Source organism: Pseudomonas sp. L7 (genome assembly GCF_046605565.1).
GTDB classification, from domain to species: Bacteria; Pseudomonadota; Gammaproteobacteria; order Pseudomonadales; family Pseudomonadaceae; genus Aquipseudomonas; species Aquipseudomonas wayambapalatensis.
The window spans coordinates 729,431-746,313 of sequence record NZ_CP176784.1 but is presented as its reverse complement, the minus strand read 5'-3'; the positions used below and the strand labels follow the sequence as shown (position 1 = coordinate 746,313).

The 16,883-nt window shown below is 63.6% G+C and carries 15 protein-coding genes; 7 read left to right on the top strand and 8 right to left on the bottom strand.

The genetic code is table 11. From position 1 onward, the window contains the following. Positions 1–13 precede the first annotated feature (13 nt). On the top strand, positions 14–919 hold the full coding sequence (locus ACK3BK_RS03580) for a LysR family transcriptional regulator (protein WP_411383746.1): 906 nt from the start codon (positions 14–16) through the stop codon (positions 917–919). Positions 920–1,024: 105 nt separating this feature from the next. After that, positions 1,025–1,462: a cupin domain-containing protein gene (locus ACK3BK_RS03575; protein ID WP_186669374.1), complete on the top strand. Its 438-nt coding sequence runs from the start codon at positions 1,025–1,027 to the stop codon at positions 1,460–1,462. Positions 1,463–1,539: 77 nt separating this feature from the next. On the opposite strand, the gene pcaG is transcribed toward ACK3BK_RS03575, so the two are convergent. Then, positions 1,540–2,145: a protocatechuate 3,4-dioxygenase subunit alpha gene (gene pcaG / locus ACK3BK_RS03570; RefSeq protein ID WP_186669372.1), complete on the bottom strand. Its 606-nt coding sequence runs from the start codon at positions 2,143–2,145 to the stop codon at positions 1,540–1,542. An 11-nt stretch (positions 2,146–2,156) separates the two neighbouring features. Next, positions 2,157–2,876 (bottom strand): protocatechuate 3,4-dioxygenase subunit beta, encoded by a 720-nt coding sequence (gene pcaH, locus ACK3BK_RS03565; protein WP_186669370.1) that lies wholly within the window; start codon positions 2,874–2,876, stop codon positions 2,157–2,159. A 243-nt stretch (positions 2,877–3,119) separates the two neighbouring features. On the opposite strand from pcaH, the gene ACK3BK_RS03560 reads away from it, so the two are divergent. From ACK3BK_RS03560 to ACK3BK_RS03550, 3 genes are all read left to right on the top strand, one after another. Further along, on the top strand, positions 3,120–4,001 hold the full coding sequence (locus ACK3BK_RS03560) for a neutral zinc metallopeptidase (RefSeq protein WP_411383745.1): 882 nt from the start codon (positions 3,120–3,122) through the stop codon (positions 3,999–4,001). Between the two features lie 188 nt (positions 4,002–4,189). Beyond that, positions 4,190–6,109 carry a methyl-accepting chemotaxis protein gene (locus ACK3BK_RS03555; protein WP_411383744.1) on the top strand — a complete coding sequence of 640 codons (1,920 nt, stop codon included), beginning with the start codon at positions 4,190–4,192 and terminating at the stop codon, positions 6,107–6,109. Positions 6,110–6,245: 136 nt separating this feature from the next. Beyond that, positions 6,246–7,901, top strand: coding sequence for a methyl-accepting chemotaxis protein (locus tag ACK3BK_RS03550; RefSeq protein ID WP_411383743.1), 1,656 nt, complete (start codon positions 6,246–6,248; stop codon positions 7,899–7,901). A 70-nt stretch (positions 7,902–7,971) separates the two neighbouring features. Here the strand turns inward: ACK3BK_RS03550 and ggt are convergent, their stop codons facing one another. The 3 genes from ggt to ACK3BK_RS03535 form a co-directional block, all read right to left on the bottom strand. Further along, a complete protein-coding gene (gene ggt / locus ACK3BK_RS03545; protein ID WP_411383742.1) occupies positions 7,972–9,639 on the bottom strand; it encodes a gamma-glutamyltransferase in 1,668 nt (555 codons plus the stop codon). A 117-nt stretch (positions 9,640–9,756) separates the two neighbouring features. Then, on the bottom strand, positions 9,757–10,653 hold the full coding sequence (locus tag ACK3BK_RS03540) for a LysR family transcriptional regulator (RefSeq protein ID WP_186669355.1): 897 nt from the start codon (positions 10,651–10,653) through the stop codon (positions 9,757–9,759). Positions 10,654–10,726: 73 nt separating this feature from the next. Beyond that, positions 10,727–11,317, bottom strand: a complete 591-nt coding sequence (locus ACK3BK_RS03535; RefSeq protein WP_186669353.1) for an NAD(P)H-dependent oxidoreductase — start codon at positions 11,315–11,317, stop codon at positions 10,727–10,729. A gap of 196 nt (positions 11,318–11,513) precedes the next feature. Between ACK3BK_RS03535 and ACK3BK_RS03530 the strand changes: the two genes are divergently transcribed. Next, positions 11,514–11,828: a putative quinol monooxygenase gene (locus ACK3BK_RS03530; RefSeq protein ID WP_186711355.1), complete on the top strand. Its 315-nt coding sequence runs from the start codon at positions 11,514–11,516 to the stop codon at positions 11,826–11,828. Here the strand turns inward: ACK3BK_RS03530 and ACK3BK_RS03525 are convergent. Continuing rightward, a complete protein-coding gene (locus tag ACK3BK_RS03525; protein ID WP_186720366.1) occupies positions 11,818–12,582 on the bottom strand; it encodes a sulfite exporter TauE/SafE family protein in 765 nt (254 codons plus the stop codon). The two genes, ACK3BK_RS03530 and ACK3BK_RS03525, sit on opposite strands and share 11 nt — an antisense overlap. A 77-nt stretch (positions 12,583–12,659) precedes the next feature. Here ACK3BK_RS03525 and ACK3BK_RS03520 point away from each other — a divergent pair, with 77 nt between their 5' ends. Next, entirely contained in the window at positions 12,660–13,547 is an 888-nt protein-coding gene (locus ACK3BK_RS03520; protein ID WP_411383741.1) for a LysR family transcriptional regulator, read from the top strand. Positions 13,548–14,053: 506 nt separating this feature from the next. Here the strand turns inward: ACK3BK_RS03520 and ACK3BK_RS03515 are convergent. After that, a complete protein-coding gene (locus tag ACK3BK_RS03515) occupies positions 14,054–15,346 on the bottom strand; it encodes an OprD family porin (protein WP_063542690.1) in 1,293 nt (430 codons plus the stop codon). A gap of 136 nt (positions 15,347–15,482) precedes the next feature. Then, entirely contained in the window at positions 15,483–16,796 is a 1,314-nt protein-coding gene (locus tag ACK3BK_RS03510; protein WP_186669345.1) for an MFS transporter, read from the bottom strand. Positions 16,797–16,883 lie beyond the last annotated feature (87 nt).

Genomic DNA, 16,883 nt, shown 5'->3' with positions numbered 1-16,883 from the left:
GAGCGATGTGCCGATGGACCAATTGAGCGCCATGCAGACCTTCCGCCGAGTCGTCGACCTCGGCAGTTTCAGCGCCGCCGCCCATCAGGCGGGCGTGTCTCACACCGTGCTGTCGCGCCAGGTGAAGAACCTCGAGCGCGAACTCGGCACGCAACTGCTCAACCGCACCACCCGCAGCCTGCAACCCACCGAAGCGGGCATGCTGTTCTATCGCCACTGTGTGTTGATTCTCGAACAGATGCAGGCCATGAACCTGGAGCTGTCCGAGCACCAGCAACAGCCCACTGGCACATTGCGCCTGAGCGTTGCCACCGCCTTCGGAGAGCTCGAATTGGGCCACTGGCTGCCGGATTTCGCGGCACGGTACGAGCACCTGCAGATCGAGCTCAGTTGTACCGATCGCTTCGTCGACCTGATCGAGGAGGAAGTGGATGTCTGCCTGCGGATCACCGACCATCTGCCCGACTCCAGCCTGGTCGCACGCCTGCTGGCGCCCAGCCCGGTCATGCTGGTGGCCGCACCGGGCTACCCCGAACGCCAAGGCACACCCACCACGCCCGACGCACTGAAGGACCATCCGCTACTTGGCTACAGCCGCCTCACCCATCCCCAGCGCCTGCAGCTCAGCGGTCCGCAAGGTGCCCAGCAGGACGTGCTGATGCCCAGGCGGCTGAGCGCCAACTCGCCCATGGCCCTGCGTGCAGCCGCCATCGGTGGCTTGGGTATCGCCAGCTTCGACCGTTTCATCGTGCATGACGCCTTGCGCGACGGGCGCCTGGTGCCGGTGCTGGCCGATTGGCGATTGCCGGGGCGCAGCCTGTATGCCGTCTACCCGCAGAGCCGATATCTGGCACCGAAGGTACGCGCACTGCTCGACTACGTGCAGCACTACTACGGAACGCCGCGCTGGGAAGATTGATTGGTGCAACAAAAGCACAAGTCATGGCTAACTTGTGCCGTATCTGTGCTTAGAACATCTGGTTAACCTTCGCTCACTCACATTGATCGGCGAAGGAGCCTCTCCATGAAAGCACTGCACACCCTGATTGCCGGCCTCGCCCTGGGCACCCTCGCCCTTACCGCGCAGGCCGTCGAAACCAAACTGGTCTCTGTCCCGAACAGCGCCGAACTCAAATGGCAGGACGTGCCGAACACCAAGGGCGCGGTCAGCTACGCCAACGTCGAAGGCGACATCTTTGGCGAGGGCCCGTACTCGGCCTACGTGAAGTTCAAGAAGGGCGTCGACAACGGCCTGCACCAGCACACCGAGACCCTGCCGACCGTAGTACTCGACGGGACCTTCTATGCCGTGATCGATGGCAAGCGCACCGAATTCCCGGCAGGTTCGTACTACAAGCTGCCCGCCGACCTGGTTCACGAGAGCGGCTGCACCGCTGCAGCAGATTGCCTGCTGTTCCAGTACCAGGCTGACAAGTTCGACCTGAAGCCGGTCAAGAAGTAACACCCCGTTGTAACCGCACCGCTCCTGTTTTGGGCGTAGCGCCTGGCGCTACGCCCATTTTTGTTGAGTAGCGCCCCTCAGAAATCGAAGAACACCGTCTCCCCTTCCCCCTGGAGGCGAATGTCGAACCGATAGGCTGTCTTGCCATCCACCTCACAGCGCTTGGCGACCAGTGTCTCGCGCCGCTGCGGCTGCTCGATCAGGTTGAGCACCGGGCACTTGCCGTTGGCCTCGGCCTCGTCATCGAAATACAAGCGGGTATGCAGGTGGATGTTGATCCCACGGGCAAACAGGCTGATGTTGATGTGCGGTGCCATCGGCACCCCGGCGGCATTGTTCACCACACCTGGTTTGACCGTGTGCAGGGTCCACTCACCCGCATCGAAGGTGGTGGCGGTCCGGCCGAAGCTGTTGAAGGCGTTCTCCAGGTTGAACACGTCCTGGTACTGGCCGTTGGCATCGGCCTGCCACACCTCGAGGAAGGAATCGCGCACTAGATGGCCATTGCCATCGTACACCTGGCCGATCAGCAGGATGTGCTCGCCCGGGGCCTGCGGACGAGCCAGGCGGTTCCAGATTTCCTGATCGCGGGTCGGGTTACCGGCCGCTTCCAGGGCCAGGCCGATGTGCACATAGGGGCCGGCAGTCTGCGAGGGGGTTTCCGGCAGCAGTTCGATAGGCATGACGGATCTCCTCAGCGATTCTCGAAGTGGGTCTGGCGCTGGCCACGCAGCACGATGTCGAAGCGGTAGGCCAGGCAGTCCATCGGGTTGGCGTGGCTCATGTCGAGCCGAGCAATCAGGCGCTGCACCGCGTCCGGGTTGGCGATCGACTTGACGATCGGACACATCGGAATCAGCGGGTCACCTTCGAAATACAGTTGGGTGATCAGCTTGGTGGCAATCGAAGGGCCGCTGATGGAGAAGTGGATGTGCGCCGGACGCCAATCGTTGGGGCCGTTGCGCCAGGGGTAGGGGCCGGGCTTGATGGTGCGGAAGCTGTAGTAGCCGTCACGGTCGGTCAGGCAGCGACCGACGCCACCGAAGTTCGGATCGAGCGGGGCCAGGTAGCGGTCGTTCTTGTGGCGGTAGCGACCACCAGCGTTGGCCTGCCACATCTCCACCAGAGTATTGGGCACCGGCTTGCCGTACTGGTCGACGACCCGCCCGGCGATGATGATGCGCTCACCAATCGGCAGGCCACCATTGTTGAAGTTCAGCAACAGGTCATGGTCGTGCTCGCCGAAGCGCAGGTGGGAAAAATCCGGGCCGGTGCTTTCGCTGACCGACTGCGCAATGCTCACCAGCGCCTGGCGCGGCGAGCGGGCGATGGATGTCTTGTAATCAGGCGTGAAGGCCTTGGGGTGCCAGTTGCGATCACGGATCACGAAGCGGCTGGTGTCCTGGGCGGGCATGCCGTTTTCCTCTCTTGGAATTGTTCGAACCACCTGTGCGTGGCAGGCGGACGTGCAGTTTCCGGCAGGTCGCGCAGGGCGAAAACTGAAAACATGCGCGCCAGACATAACCATTTGGTTATGCAACTTTTCACCAGACCTCCCGATCTGAAGCGCTGGACTATTCTGGATGGACTGCGGTGCTGGCTGCGCAGAGCCCAACGGCCCTTCAGCCAGGCACGACCCTCACAGCGGAGAACTTCTATGGACTGGCGAAAAGGCCGACGCAGCGACAATGTAGTGGATGCACGCGGCGAAGGCGGTGGCGGTGGGATGCGCTTCGGCGGTGGCAAGGGCCTGGGGCTGGGTGCTGTGCTGCTGATCGTCGGCATCGGCTGGCTCACCGGCCAGGATCCGCTGCAGATCCTCGGCCAGCTTGCCGGCCAGATGGAGCAGCAGGCAGCGCCCAGCGGCGCTGGCGGCAAGGCACCGCCGGCCAATGACCAACAGGCCGAGTTCGTCGCCTCGATCCTCGGCGACACCGAGGATACCTGGAAAGCCCTGTTCGCCCAGGCCGGCAAGCAGTACCGCGATCCCAAGCTGGTGCTGTTCAGCGGCCAGGTCAGCTCCGCCTGCGGCTTCGCCTCCTCGGCGGTCGGCCCCTTCTATTGCCCGGCTGACCAGCGGGTGTACCTGGACATGTCGTTCTTCCGTGAAATGGAAACCCGCTTCGCCGCCGCCGGCGACTTCGCCCAGGCCTACGTGATCGCCCACGAGATTGGTCACCACGTGCAGACCCTGCTCGGCGTCTCGGCCAAGGTCGATGCCGCGCGCCGCAGCGGCCAGCGCCTGGAAGGCGACAATGGCCTGCTGGTACGCCAGGAACTGCAGGCCGACTGCCTGGCTGGTGTCTGGGCCTACCAGGCGCAGAAACGCCTCAACTGGCTGGAGCCCGGCGATGTCGAAGAGGCGCTCAACGCCGCCAACGCCATCGGCGACGACCGCCTGCAGCAACAGGGTCAGGGACGCGTGGTGCCCGACTCCTTCACCCATGGCACCTCGGCGCAGCGGGTACGCTGGTTCAAGGCTGGCTTTGCCAGCGGCGACCTGAACCGCTGCGACACCTTCAGCGCACGCAATCTGTAACGCCCCGCTGCAACGGGCGTTGCAGAGCCCCTCCAGAACGCAATACGACCAATGGGTCATTTTTCTGCTGAAAAACGTTTCAGCGACAGCCAATTCGGCCGATAACCCATGGACCCTTCAGCTGGCCCCTATAAGAACAACGCCCGGCGACGTGAGATTTTGCAAGACACATTTTCTGGAGAGCGTGCATGAACAGATGGTTTGCCGACAAGAGCGTGAACCTCAAACTCGGGATGGGCTTCGGTCTGGTCCTGGTATTGACCGGCCTGCTGGCCCTGACCAGTTGGACCAGCCTGGGCAGCCTCATCAATCGCAGCAACTGGATGAGCGACATTACCCGCCTCAACACTGACCTGACCAACCTGCGCGTGGCGCGTCTGCAATACATGCTGACCGACGGCGACGACACCGCGGCAGCCAACGTGCTGACCAAGCTGGATATCTTCAACAAACAGCAGCAGCACCTGGTAACCACCTTCAAGAGTCCGGAAAACGTCAAGCTGCTGCGCGAGCTGGGCGGTATCATCGACCAGTACCGCGTATCGCTGGACAAGATGCGTGCCGCCTACAAGACCACCCTTGGCGCCCGCGACAGCATGAACCAGAACGGCACCAAGGCCGTGGAAGCCGTCGCCGCCATCGGCAACGATGTGCTGACCCGCGAGGAAAGCGATGCCAGCCGCCTGCAACAGTACCTGACCGTCAGCAAGGCTCGCCAACAGCTGACCCAGGTACGCCTGGACGTGCGCAACTACATTTCAGATCCGAGCAACGCCAACGAACAGGCCGCCCTGCGCCAGCTCGACCTGGCCCTGACCGAGATCGACGGCCTCAAGCGCCAGTTGCCGAACGACGGCACGCGTATCCAGGCATTCGACGTCGCCGTGCGCGCCTATGGTGATTCGGTACGTCAGTTCCGCGATGCCATCTCGCAGATCGCCCTGGCACGCCAGGAGATGACCACCCAGGGTGGCGATATCGTCAAGATCAGTGACGCCCTCTACAAGATCCAGCTCGAACGCCGTGACATCGAAAGTGCCGAGGCCCGCACCCTGCAGATCGGCGCGACGCTGCTGGCCCTGCTCATCGGCGTACTCGCCGCCGTGATCATCACCCGCCAGATCACTCGCCCGCTGCGCGAGACCCTCGCCGTGGTGGAGAAGATCGCCGGTGGCGACCTGACCCACAACCTGCAAGTCACTCGCCGCGACGAGCTGGGCGTGCTGCAGCAAGGTATTGCGCGCATGGGTACGACCCTGCGTGACCTCATCAGCGGCATCCGTGACGGTGTTACCCAGATCGCCAGTGCGGCCGAGGAGCTGTCGGCGGTGACCGAGCAGACCAGCGCCGGTGCCAACAGCCAGAAGGTCGAGACCGACCAGGTCGCTACCGCCATGCACGAAATGGCTGCCACCGTGCAGGAAGTCGCGCGCAACGCCGAACAGGCGTCGCTTGCAGCGACCAACGCCGACGGCGAAGCCCGTGCCGGTGACAAAGTGGTGGGCGAGGCGATCAACCAGATCGAGCGCCTGGCCGCCGAGGTCAACCGCTCCACCGAAGCGATGAACCTGCTGCAACAGGAAAGCCAGAAGATCGGCAGTGTCATGGACGTGATCAAGTCAGTGGCCGAGCAGACCAACCTGTTGGCGCTCAACGCCGCCATCGAAGCGGCTCGCGCCGGTGAGGCGGGACGTGGGTTCGCCGTGGTCGCCGACGAAGTGCGTGGCCTGGCGCAGCGCACGCAGAAGTCCACCGAAGAGATCGAAGAGCTGGTCGCCAGCCTGCAGAACGGCACACAGCAGGTGGCCAACGCCATGCTCGGCAGCCGCACCCTGACCGACAGCAGCGTGGAACTGGCACGCAAGGCCGGCGCGTCGCTGGAGAACATCACCAGCACCGTATCGGGCATCCAGTCGATGAACCAGCAGATCGCCGCCGCCGCAGAGCAGCAGAGTGCTGTGGCCGAAGAGATCAGCCGCAGCATCCTCAGCGTACGCGATGTGTCCGAACAGACCGCCGCTGCGAGCGACGAGACGGCGGCCTCCAGCGTCGAGCTGGCGCGGCTGGGTGGGCAGTTGCAAACCCTGGTCAGCCATTTCCGCGTCTGACCACACGCCTTCCGGGGCCGCGTCGCGGCCCCCATCCTTCCCCCAAAAAATCTGCTGAACGGCGTTTCAGCTCCTGCAGACATTGCCGATATCTCTTCTGCGGCAACGGAGGGCCCATCACAAAAACAAAAGCCGAATGACGCGAAGTCCCGCGAGCAGGCGCTTTCCCCGGGGAACCTCCATGAGCAACTGGTTTGCCAACATCAGCGTCAAACTCAAACTGATGCTGGGCTTCAGCCTGGTCCTTCTACTCACCACCGCACTGGCCTTGACCGGCTGGAACAGCCTGGAAAACCTCGTCGCACGCAGCAACTCGATGGGGCAGATCACCCAGTTCAACACGCACCTGAACAACCTGCGCGTGGCACGCCTGCAATACATGCTCGCCGACGGCGACGAAAGCGCCGCCACCACCGTGCAAGCCCGCCTGGACACCTTCGACCAGCACAAGCAGGAACTGCTCGCCAGCTTCGACCATCCCCAGAGCCTGCAACTGCTGCGCGAACAGGCCACCTACATCGACCAGTACCGCGCCTCGCTGGACAAGATGCGCCAGGGCTATCGCACCATCGCCAGCAAACCCGACGCCGAGCAGCAGGTACGCGACGCCCGGGCGGCGATCGCCACGGCACGCCAGGAAATGATCGAGGAGCAGGCGCAGATCACCAAGCGCAGCGACGAGCTGTACAAGATCGAACTTGGCAGGCGTGATGTCGATACCGCCCAGGCGCGCAACCTGCAACTCGGCGTGGCGCTGCTGGCGCTGGTGTTCGGCCTGCTCGGCGCCGTGATCATCACCCGCCAGATCACCCGCCCCTTGCAGGAAACCCTCGAAGTGGTGAAGAAGATCGCCGAAGGCGACCTCACCCAGCGCCTGCACATCACCCGGCGTGACGAACTCGGCACCTTGCAGCAGGGCATCGCGGGCATGGGCGAAACCCTGCGCGCACTGATCACCGGTATCCGCGACGGCGTCACCCAGATCGCCAGCGCCGCCGAGGAACTGTCGGCAGTGACCGAGCAGACCAGTGCCGGAGTCAACAATCAGAAGGTCGAAACCGACCAGGTCGCCACTGCCATGCACGAGATGACCGCGACCGTGCAGGAAGTCGCACGCAATGCCGAGCAGGCATCCCAAGCCGCCACCCAGGCCGATGGCGAGGCCCGTGCCGGTGACAGGGTGGTGAACGAGGCCATCGGCCAGATCGAACGCCTGGCCGCTGAAGTACAGCACTCCACCGAGGCGATGAACCTGCTGCAACAGGAAAGCCAGAAGATCGGCAGCGTCATGGACGTGATCAAGTCGGTGGCACAGCAGACCAACCTGCTGGCACTGAATGCCGCCATCGAAGCGGCGCGTGCCGGTGAAGCCGGGCGCGGCTTTGCGGTGGTCGCCGATGAGGTCCGGGCCCTGGCCCAGCGCACGCAGAAGTCCACCGAAGAGATCGAAGAGCTGGTCGCCAGCCTGCAGAACGGCACCCAGCGCGTGGCCACCGCCATGCAAGGCAGCAGCGGGCTGACCGACAGCAGCGTGGAACTGGCACGCAAGGCTGGCACCTCATTGGCCAGCATCACCCGCACTGTGTCGGGAATTCAGGCGATGAACCAGCAGATTGCCGCTGCGGCAGAGCAGCAGAGCGCCGTGGCCGACGAGATCGGCCGCAGCATCATGAATGTGCGCGATGTGTCGGAGCAGACGGCGGCGGCCAGTGAGGAGACAGCAGCGTCAAGCGTGGAGCTGGCGCGGCTGGGTGGGCAGTTGCAGACGATGGTCAGCCACTTCCGCGTTTGAAGCACCTCCCACAGGTTCCCCACTGCCGTTGAGCGCGGTGGGGTGCCTGTGGAAGCGGGCTTGCACGGTATTACTTGACGATCAAACCAACCCCGCGCCCGCGTGGATCGGACGCGGTCTCGAGCTTCTCGCCGGTGACCCGGATCGCCTGGATATCGCCCATTTCCCAGCCTTGGTCCTCAAGCACGTAGCCCATTTTTTTCAGATCCTCTGCCACCTGCCCTTCGAGCGGTGCATAGCTGTCGAAATAGATGGTGTCCTTGGGCAGCAGCTGGTGGTGCACACGCTGGGCGGCCACGGCTTTTTCCAGCGGCATGCCATAGTCGTACAGGTTGTTCATCACCTGGAAGATCGAGGTGAAGATCCGCGAACCACCCGGCGTACCGACCACCAGGGTCAGCTTGCCGTCGCGGGTGACCAGGCTTGGGCTCATGGACGAGAGCATACGCTTGCCCGGCTCGATGGCATTGGCATCACCACCCACCACGCCAAAGGCGTTGGCCGCTCCAGGCTTGGCGCTGAAATCGTCCATCTCGTCGTTGAGCAGGAAGCCCGCGCCCTTGACCACCACGCCGCTGCCATAGTCGAGGTTCAGGGTGTAGGTGTTGCTCACCGCGTTACCCTGCTTGTCGACGATGGAGAAGTGCGTGGTCTGGTGCGGTTCCAGGCCCGGCTTGACCTTGTCGGTGTCGGAGATCGCATTGGGGTTGACCTGCGCCGCGCGCTTGGCCAGGTAGTCCTTGGCCACCAGCTCCTTGACCGGCACCTTGGTGAAGGCCGGGTCGCCCAGGTAGTCGGCGCGGTCGGCGAACACACGCTTCTCGATCTCGGCCAGCAGGTGGATGTACTTGGCCGAGTTGTGCTCGACACCCTTGAAATCGGCCGCACGGTCTTCCTTGATGCCCAACAGCTGAGCCAGGGCGACGCCACCAGAGCTTGGCGGTGGCGCGGTGTAGACCACATTGCCGCGCCAGTCGATGGCGATCGGGTCGCGCCACACGGCCTTGTAGTCCTTCAGGTCTTCCTTGGTGATCAGGCCCTTGTCGGCCTGCATCTGCGCCACCAGCAAGTCGGCGGTCTTGCCCTGGTAGAACTCGCTGACGCCCTTGTCGGCGATGCGTTCCAGGGTCTTGGCCAGCTCGGGCTGCTTGAACAGCTCGCCGACCTTCATGTCGCCGAAGTAGTCGTTGAAGTTGGTGGCGGTCTTGAACAGGCCCTGGGCATCGTCGCGATACTGGTACTGCTTCTGCGCGATCTTGAAGCCATTCTGCGCGTAACCGATGGCCGGGGTGAGCAGCTCGCTCCACTTGAGCTTGCCGAACTTCTGGTGCGCCTCCCACAGGCCCATCACCGTGCCAGGCACGCCAGCAGCGCGTACGCCGACCAGGCTGAGGTTCTCGATGACCTCGCCCTTGTCGTCCAGGTACATGTTGCGCGTGGCGGCCTTGGGCGCGACTTCACGGTAGTCGAGGAAGTACGGCTTGCCGTCGACGAACAGGGTCATGAAGCCACCGCCGCCGATGTTGCCGGCTTCGGGGTAGGTGACCGCCAGGGTGAACGCAGTGGCGACCGCGGCATCCACCGCGTTGCCGCCTTTCTTGAGAATGTCGGCGGCTACCTGTGCGCCATATTGATCGGGCGCCGCCACCGCGCCACCTTCGAGTGTCACGGCATAGGCGGAAGAACAGCTCAGGATCGCGGCCCCGAGGGCCAGGGACTGGAACATGACGATACGCATGACACTTCCTTGGTGTTGTTTTTGTCGAGCACTCATTTAAGGCTCAAGCGTTGCGACTAAGCAAACGACACATGGGAAGGGGGGCGTCTTTGGGCAACTCTGTCGCGTTCAGGCAACTCAGCAGGCGTACATCGATAGCTTGCGCTGGATGAAATCGAGGAAGCACTGGATGCGCAGCGCCAGTTGGGTGTTGCGGTAGTAGACCGCGTGGATCGGCTGGCGATAGCCGTTGTTGGCCTCGGCCAGCACCACCTGCAGCCGACCGGCACGAATGTCTTCGTGGGTCATGAAATGTGACAGGCTGACGATGCCTTCACCGGCCAGTGCCAACTGGCGCAAGGTCTCGCCGCTGGAGGCGAGGATCGCCGGACGGATCGCCCAGCGGTCCCCCTGGGCATGGCGCAACGGCCACTGATTGAGCGTCTCGGGTGCGCTGAACCCCAGCAGGCAGTGCGTGCTGAGGTCTTCGACCTTCTGCGGTGTACCGCGCCGGGCCAGGTAATCCGGGCTGGCGAGCACCTGCACGGGGCTGCACCCCAGCGAGCGCGCGTGCAGGCTGGAATCGGCCAGCTCACCGATGCGAATGGCCACGTCGGTGCTCTGTTCCAGCAGGTCGATGATCAGGTCGTCGGTATTGAGCTCGAGTTCGATGCCGGGGTACTGGCGGCGAAACTCGCCGATCCACGGCAGGATGGCATGCAGCATGAACGGCGCGGCGGCGTTGATCCGCAGACGCCCGGACGGGGTCTGGCGGTTCATCGACAGGCGCTCTTCCATATCGTCCATCTGTTCGAGGATGACCCGCGAACGCTCGAGGAAGAAACGCCCTTCTTCGGTCAGGTCCATGCGCCGGGTGGTGCGATTGACCAGCGTGGTCCCAAGCTTGCCCTCCAGGCGCGACAGGGTACGACTGACCGCCGACGGGGTCTGGCCCATCTGCTCGGCGGCGGCGGAGATCGAACCGCAGTCGATGACGGCGACGAATACCTGGAGTTCTTCGGATCGGGTTTTCACGCGGTGGCCTTGGGCTTGGGGTAGTGCTGATTGATAGCTGCTGGGCGGTCACGGCGCAAGTGTGGCCGCCTCGTCACTCAGCCTTGCCGAACACCTTGCTCAGGTGCGCTTCGTACGCCGCCAGCGCTGCCGGTACATCCGGGCGCTTCATCACATCCACCGCCAGGAAGGTCGGCAGGCCGGTCATGCCAAGGAACTGATTCGCCTTGTGGAACGGGAAATACACCGCATCCACACCCTTGCCTTCAAAGAAGTCGGTCGGATCGTCGAAAGCCTGCTGCGGCGCGTTCCAGGTCAACGAGAGCATGTACTGCTTGCCCTGGATCAGCCCGCCACTGCCGTACTTCTGCGAGGCATCGGAACGGGTGCGACCATCGCTGGCGTACAGACTGCCGTGGCCTTCGGTGAAGACCTCATCGACGTACTTCTTCACGGTCCAGGGCGCGCCCATCCACCAACCCGGCATCTGGTAGATGACCACGTCCGCCCAGAGGAATTTCTGCACCTCTTCCTTGACGTCATAGCCACCGTCGATGAAGGTCTGCTGCACGTCGAAACCGGCACGATCCAGATAGGCCAGCGCGGCCTCGTGCAGGGTGCGGTTCAGGCGGCCGTCGGAATGAGCGAACTGTTTGCCGCCGTTGAGTAGAAGAATCTTTTTCATGGGGAGCCTCGTAGGTCTGGGTCGGTCCGAGGCAAGGACGCCTGCCGACCGAGTCAAAAGTGATGGCGGCAGACTAGGCAGTCGCAGGCGCAGGAAAAAGCCGGCTGGCGGCAAAATACATTTGCCTTAAAGTCACGAATAGACATCAGATTATTGCAATACAATCTGCTCACTTTCCCCCGCACAGGCCATCGCCATGAGTGAGCAGTTCGCTTTCATCCTCAAAGCCAAGACCCGTCCTGAGAAGGCCGAAGCCTTCGAAACCCTGTTCCGCGCCTATGTCGAACCGAGCCGCCAGGAGCCCGGCTGCATCGAGTACCACATGCTGCGCGACAAGGAAGACCCGAGCCTGTTCGTGTTCTACGAGGTCTGGGCCGACAAGGCCGCCCTCGACGTGCACTCGGCCCTGCCGCACATGGCCGCGTTCTTCGAGAAGCGCATGGACTACCTGGAGCGCGACTTCGATATCCAGATGATCGAGATGCTCAGCGCTTCCTCCGCTAGCCGTTGATCAGCAGGTGCCCGCCGAGCAGCGCCAGGCCCACGAAGAAGCAGCGCCTGAACTGTGCCGCGCTGATGCGCTGGCGCAGCCAGGTGCCGGCGAACATGCCCAGCAAGGCGGGGGCCAGCATCAGCAATGACGCACCCAGGGCCGGGCCGTCGAGCGCGTCCTGCCCGGCCAGGCCCAGCGCCAGCGCAAGGGTCGAGACCGTGAACGACAGGCCCATCGCCTGGACCAGCGCGTCACGATCCAGGCCCAGCCCCTGCAGGTAGGGCACCCCCGGTATCACGAACACCCCGGTTGCCGCCGTCACCACACCAGTCAGCAGGCCGCACAGCGGCCCCAGCCACCACTCCCACTGTGGCTGGACGCGCAAGCCCGGCCCCACCAGCCCGTACAGGGCATATATCAACAGCGCACCACCGAGCGCATGCGCCGCCCAGGGGCCGCTGTCGATGCCAAGCCACAGGCTGCCCAGCAGCGTACCGGCGACGATCATCACCAGCATGCTGCCCAGGCGCTTGAGCAGCCCGCGCAAGTGCCCGCCCGAGGCCAGTTGCCACAGGTTGGTAAGGGTCGAGGGCACGATCAGCAGTGCCGCTGCCTGCGCCGGAGGCATAGCCAGCCCCAGCATGCCCATGGCGATGGTCGGCATCCCCAGGCCGATCACGCCCTTGACCGCACCGGCCATGGCAAAGGTGATGATCACCAGCAGTGACAATGCCGGCCCCATGTTCTGATACAACGCGATAAAGGTATTCATGGCGCTATCCTGGGCTGCCGCGAGCACAGTGAAAATCTGCCATATACTCAGCCAGACTCTTGCCAGGACAGAGGCACATGCATTTCGACCTGATCGACCTCAGCCTTTTCCGTCATACCCTCGAATGCGGCAACATCACCGCCGGTGCCCGTCGCAGCCATCTTTCGCTGCCTGCGGCCAGTGCGCGCATCCGTGCCATGGAAGCCTCGCTGGGCATCCCCTTGCTCGAGCGCAACCGCCGAGGGGTACAGCCAACGCCAGCGGGCCAGGCGTTGTTACAGCATGCGCGGCTGATTGCCCAGCAGGTCGAGCGGCTGCAATACGACCTCGGCCAGTACGCCCAGGGCCAACAGGGGCAGGTGCGCCTGCTGTGCAATACCGCGGCGCTGACCGAGTACCTGCCGGAGTTGCTGGCTGCATACCTGGTGGAGTACCCGGGCGTCAGCGTCGATGTGCAGGAGCAGCCGAGCCTGCGCATCGTGCAGGCGATCACCCGGGGGACTGCGGACCTGGGCATCATTTCCACCGCGGCACCAAGCGAGCACTTGCAGGTGCGGCCATTTCGGCAGGATCCGCTGGTGTTGATCATGCCCCTGGCCCATCCGCTGGCGGCAGAGCCGTCGCCGCGATTCGTCGACAGCCTGGTGCACGGTCATGTGGGATTGGCAGCGAACAGCGCCCTCGCCCTGCACCTGGAAGAACAGGCGCTACGCCTTGGGCGGCGGATGCAGGTGCGGGTGCGGGCCGAAGGTTTTGACGGTGTGATCCGCATGGTGGCCGGGGGTGCCGGGGTCGGCGTGGTGCCGTTGGCCTCGGTGAGACGCTGGGAGGGGGTGCTGCCCTTGCGCTGGGTGGCCCTGGAGGAAGACTGGGCCAATCGTCGGCTGCAGCTGTGTTCACGGGATTTTGCCGGGTTGCCGGGGTATGCGGCGGCGCTGGTCGAGCGGCTTGGGCTTGGGGATTGAGTTAGCTTATGGGAGCGGCGGTTCGTCGCCCCGACTTGTCCCGCGAGGCAGACGACGCGCTGCCTGGCACGGGCTACGCCCGTGTTCGCGGGACCAGCCCGCTCCCACAGGGATTGGGCTGGTCTTTAGATTTTGAGCAAGACAGTTGCCCCTACAAGAGCTCCGCAACTTCTGAATACTGCGGTGTTAATTGTGGGAGACGACGCGCTGCCTGGCACGGGCTACGCCCGTGTTCGCGGGACCAGCCCGCTCCCACAGAGATTGGGGCTGGTCTTTAGATTTTGAGCAAGACAGTTGCCCCTACAAGAGCTCTGCAACTTCTGAATACTGCGGTGTTAATTGTGGGAGCGGGCTTGTCCCGCGATCACCGGCGAAGCCGGTGCCATGCAGCGCGTTGTCTTATTCGCGGGACAAGTCGGAGCGCCGAGCCCTCGCTCCCACAGGGGGAGCGGTTCTCCGTTGCGACTGGCCCGCGAAGAGGCCGGTACTGACTCAGCACACCTCGATCAGAACAACTTCACCGTATAACTCAGGATCAACCGGTTCTCATCGATGTCGGTCCGGTAGTTGGACCGCGCCATGACATTGCGCACCCGCACTCCCAGCCCGGCCAGCGGCCCGCTCTGCACCACATATGCCAGGTCCAGATCGCGCTCCCGGTCACGCCCTTCGAAGCCAAGCCCGGTGTCCACATCCCCGCCCTTCACATAGCGCAGGGTCGAGGTCAGGCCGGGAATGCCCAGGGCCACGAAGTTGTAGTCATGGCGCACCTGCCACGAACGTTCCCCTGGCGCCGAGAACTCGTAGGTCGGCAGCGTGTTGCCCATCGGGTTGGTGTTGGCCCCGACCTGGATGAAGCCATCCTTGCCGCCGATCTGCTGGTAGCCCACATAGAAGGTATGCCCGCCGGTCTTGGCCGAGAACAGGCTGAACAAGGCATGGTTGTCGTAGTCACCGGCAATCTTGCGGCCGTCCTCGCGGGCATCGAAGTACCCGGCATTGACACCCAGCGTCCAGTCGCCCACCGGCTCGGCGTGCTTGAAGCTGTAGAACCGCTGCTGGTAGATATCCTCCAGTTGCGCCTGCCACACCCCGACGCTGGTGCGGTTGTCGTTGAAGGCATAGTCGGCGCCGACGTAGTTGAAGCGGTCGCTGGTGAAGCGCGCCAGCCGCGACGGGTTGATCGGGTCGTTGACCAGCGCGTACATCTTCTGGCTGTTGGACGAGTCGCGCAGGCTGGTGGAGCGGAACTGGCCGGCGTTCAAGGTCAACCCGGCGATCTCGCGGGACTCGAGCATCGCCCCCTGGTACGTCGGCGGCAGCAGGCGCAGGTCGCTGAACAACAGCACTGGCAGGTTGGGCATCAGCTCACCGACCTTGAGCTCGGTCTGCGACACCTTGAACTTGATCGCCGCACCCAGGCGGCTGTATTCGTCCGCCGACTTGCCGCTGGCAAGGCTCGGCAGCAGCCCCGACTTCGAATGCTCCGGGCTGCTGTCGAGCTTGAAACCGAGCAGCCCGGTCACATCGAGGCCGACGCCCACCGTCCCCTGGGTATAGCCGGAGCTGGCATTGAGGATGAAACCCTGCGCCCACTCCTGGGTACGCGACTGGGTGCTGGCGCCCTTGATATCCGCATAGTCGCGGCTGAAGAAGTAATTGCGCGCCTGCAAGGTGGCGCGGGCGCCTTCGATGAAACCGCTGTCTTCGGCAGAAGCATCGAGGCACAGCGCCGCGGCGACACAGCCACCGGCCAGTCGGGTAGCCGATGAAAAACGTTGAGAAATCTGTACGTGCATGGGGAGCGACTCCTGGATTCGGGCAACAGCGATCCACCGCGGCAGCCTGAAGGCCGCCGACGTGCGGATGGCGTGATGAAGGGATCAGGCGGGCGCCAGGGCCCGCCAAGCTACCGTTGCGAAAAGCGGTCGACCGCTAGCGGTTGACCAGCTTCGCGGGCAGCGCGATCACCAGGAAGCAGCTCAGGATCAGGCAGCCGGCGAACACCCACAATGCCGCATGGGAGGTGCCGGTGAGATCGGTCACGATGCCCATCAGCGAGTTGCTCACCAGGCCCGCGATATTGGCCAGCGAACAGGCCAGGGCGAAACCGGTGGCCGCGGCAGTGCCCTTGAGGAAGGTCGCCGGCAGGCTGAAGAACACCGGCACCGCGCCGATGATCGCCGCCGATGCGATGGCAAACAACGCCACGGTCATCACCAGGTTCTGGCTGAACAGGGTGCTGCTGGCCATGGCGATGGCGCCGATGATGAACGGCACGATGATGTGCCAGCGACGCTCGCGATGACGGTCGGAACTGGCGCCGATCATCAGCATCCCGAGCAGCGCGGCCAGGCTCGGAATCGCAGTGAGCAAGCCGATGTGGAAGGTGTCGCTGACCCCTGCATCGCGGATGAAGGTCGGCATCCAGAACCCCATGGCATAGGCACTGAGCAGGATCGAGAAATCGATGCCACCGAGCATCCACACCTTCAGGTTGAAGAAGCCATCGCGGAAGCTGTGCTTGCTGCCCTTGCCTTCGGCATCGTCCGCAGCCAGGTCACTGGCCAGTTGCGCCTTGTCATCGTCCGACAGCCATTTGGCCTGCTGGAAATTGTTCGGCAGGGCCCAGAAGGTCAGGATGCCGAGCAACACGCTGGGGATCGCCTCGAGCAGGAACAGCCACTGCCAGCCATGCAGGCCGTGGACCTGGTCGAAGTGGCCCATGATCCAGCCAGAGATCGGCCCGCCGATCACGCTCGACAGCGGCAAGCCGATCATGAACAGCGCGATGATGCGCCCACGCCGGTAGGTCGGATACCACATGGTCAGGTAGTACAGCACGCCCGGGAGGAAGCCCGCCTCGGCGGCCCCGAGCAGAAAGCGCAGGATGTAGAACTGGGTGGTGGTGGACACGAACATGGTGCAGGCCGACAGCAGGCCCCAGGTGATCATGATCCGTGCGATCCAGAGCTTGGCACCGACGCGCTCCAGGATCAGGTTGCTCGGCACCTCGAAGATGATGTAGCCGACGAAGAACAGTCCGGCACCCAGGCCATAGGCTGCGGTGCTGAACTGCAGGTCTTCGAGCATCTGCAGCTTGGCGAAGCCGACGTTGATGCGGTCCAGATAGGCCGCGAGATAGCAGAAGCACAGGAAAGGAATGAGCCTCCATGTGATCTTGCGGTAGAGCGCTTGTGTGCCATGGTCGGTTGCACTGTGGACCGCGGTTGCATTCGCAATTGGCATTTCTTGTCTCCTGGCGGCGACTTTGTGGTTGTTTTTAGGCCAGCAGTTTTCGACGCTCCAAGAGCGCCGCACACTACAGGCGGCTGT

Bases quoted from the DNA above. Each gene is read 5' to 3' on its own strand.
- ACK3BK_RS03580 (WP_411383746.1), top strand. From the start codon at position 14: ATGGACCAATTGAGCGCCATGCAGACCTTCCGCCGAGTCGTCGACCTC.
- ACK3BK_RS03560 (WP_411383745.1), top strand. From the start codon at position 3,120: ATGGACTGGCGAAAAGGCCGACGCAGCGACAATGTAGTGGATGCACGC.
- ACK3BK_RS03520 (WP_411383741.1), top strand. From the start codon at position 12,660: ATGCATTTCGACCTGATCGACCTCAGCCTTTTCCGTCATACCCTCGAA.
- ACK3BK_RS03535 (WP_186669353.1), bottom strand. From the start codon at position 11,317: ATGAAAAAGATTCTTCTACTCAACGGCGGCAAACAGTTCGCTCATTCC.
- ACK3BK_RS03550 (WP_411383743.1), top strand. From the start codon at position 6,246: ATGACGCGAAGTCCCGCGAGCAGGCGCTTTCCCCGGGGAACCTCCATG.
- ACK3BK_RS03530 (WP_186711355.1), top strand. From the start codon at position 11,514: ATGAGTGAGCAGTTCGCTTTCATCCTCAAAGCCAAGACCCGTCCTGAG.
- ACK3BK_RS03555 (WP_411383744.1), top strand. From the start codon at position 4,190: ATGAACAGATGGTTTGCCGACAAGAGCGTGAACCTCAAACTCGGGATG.
- ACK3BK_RS03515 (WP_063542690.1), bottom strand. From the start codon at position 15,346: ATGCACGTACAGATTTCTCAACGTTTTTCATCGGCTACCCGACTGGCC.
- pcaG (WP_186669372.1), bottom strand. From the start codon at position 2,145: ATGCCTATCGAACTGCTGCCGGAAACCCCCTCGCAGACTGCCGGCCCC.
- pcaH (WP_186669370.1), bottom strand. From the start codon at position 2,876: ATGCCCGCCCAGGACACCAGCCGCTTCGTGATCCGTGATCGCAACTGG.
- ACK3BK_RS03525 (WP_186720366.1), bottom strand. From the start codon at position 12,582: ATGAATACCTTTATCGCGTTGTATCAGAACATGGGGCCGGCATTGTCA.
- ACK3BK_RS03575 (WP_186669374.1), top strand. From the start codon at position 1,025: ATGAAAGCACTGCACACCCTGATTGCCGGCCTCGCCCTGGGCACCCTC.
- ACK3BK_RS03510 (WP_186669345.1), bottom strand. From the start codon at position 16,796: ATGCCAATTGCGAATGCAACCGCGGTCCACAGTGCAACCGACCATGGC.
- ggt (WP_411383742.1), bottom strand. From the start codon at position 9,639: ATGCGTATCGTCATGTTCCAGTCCCTGGCCCTCGGGGCCGCGATCCTG.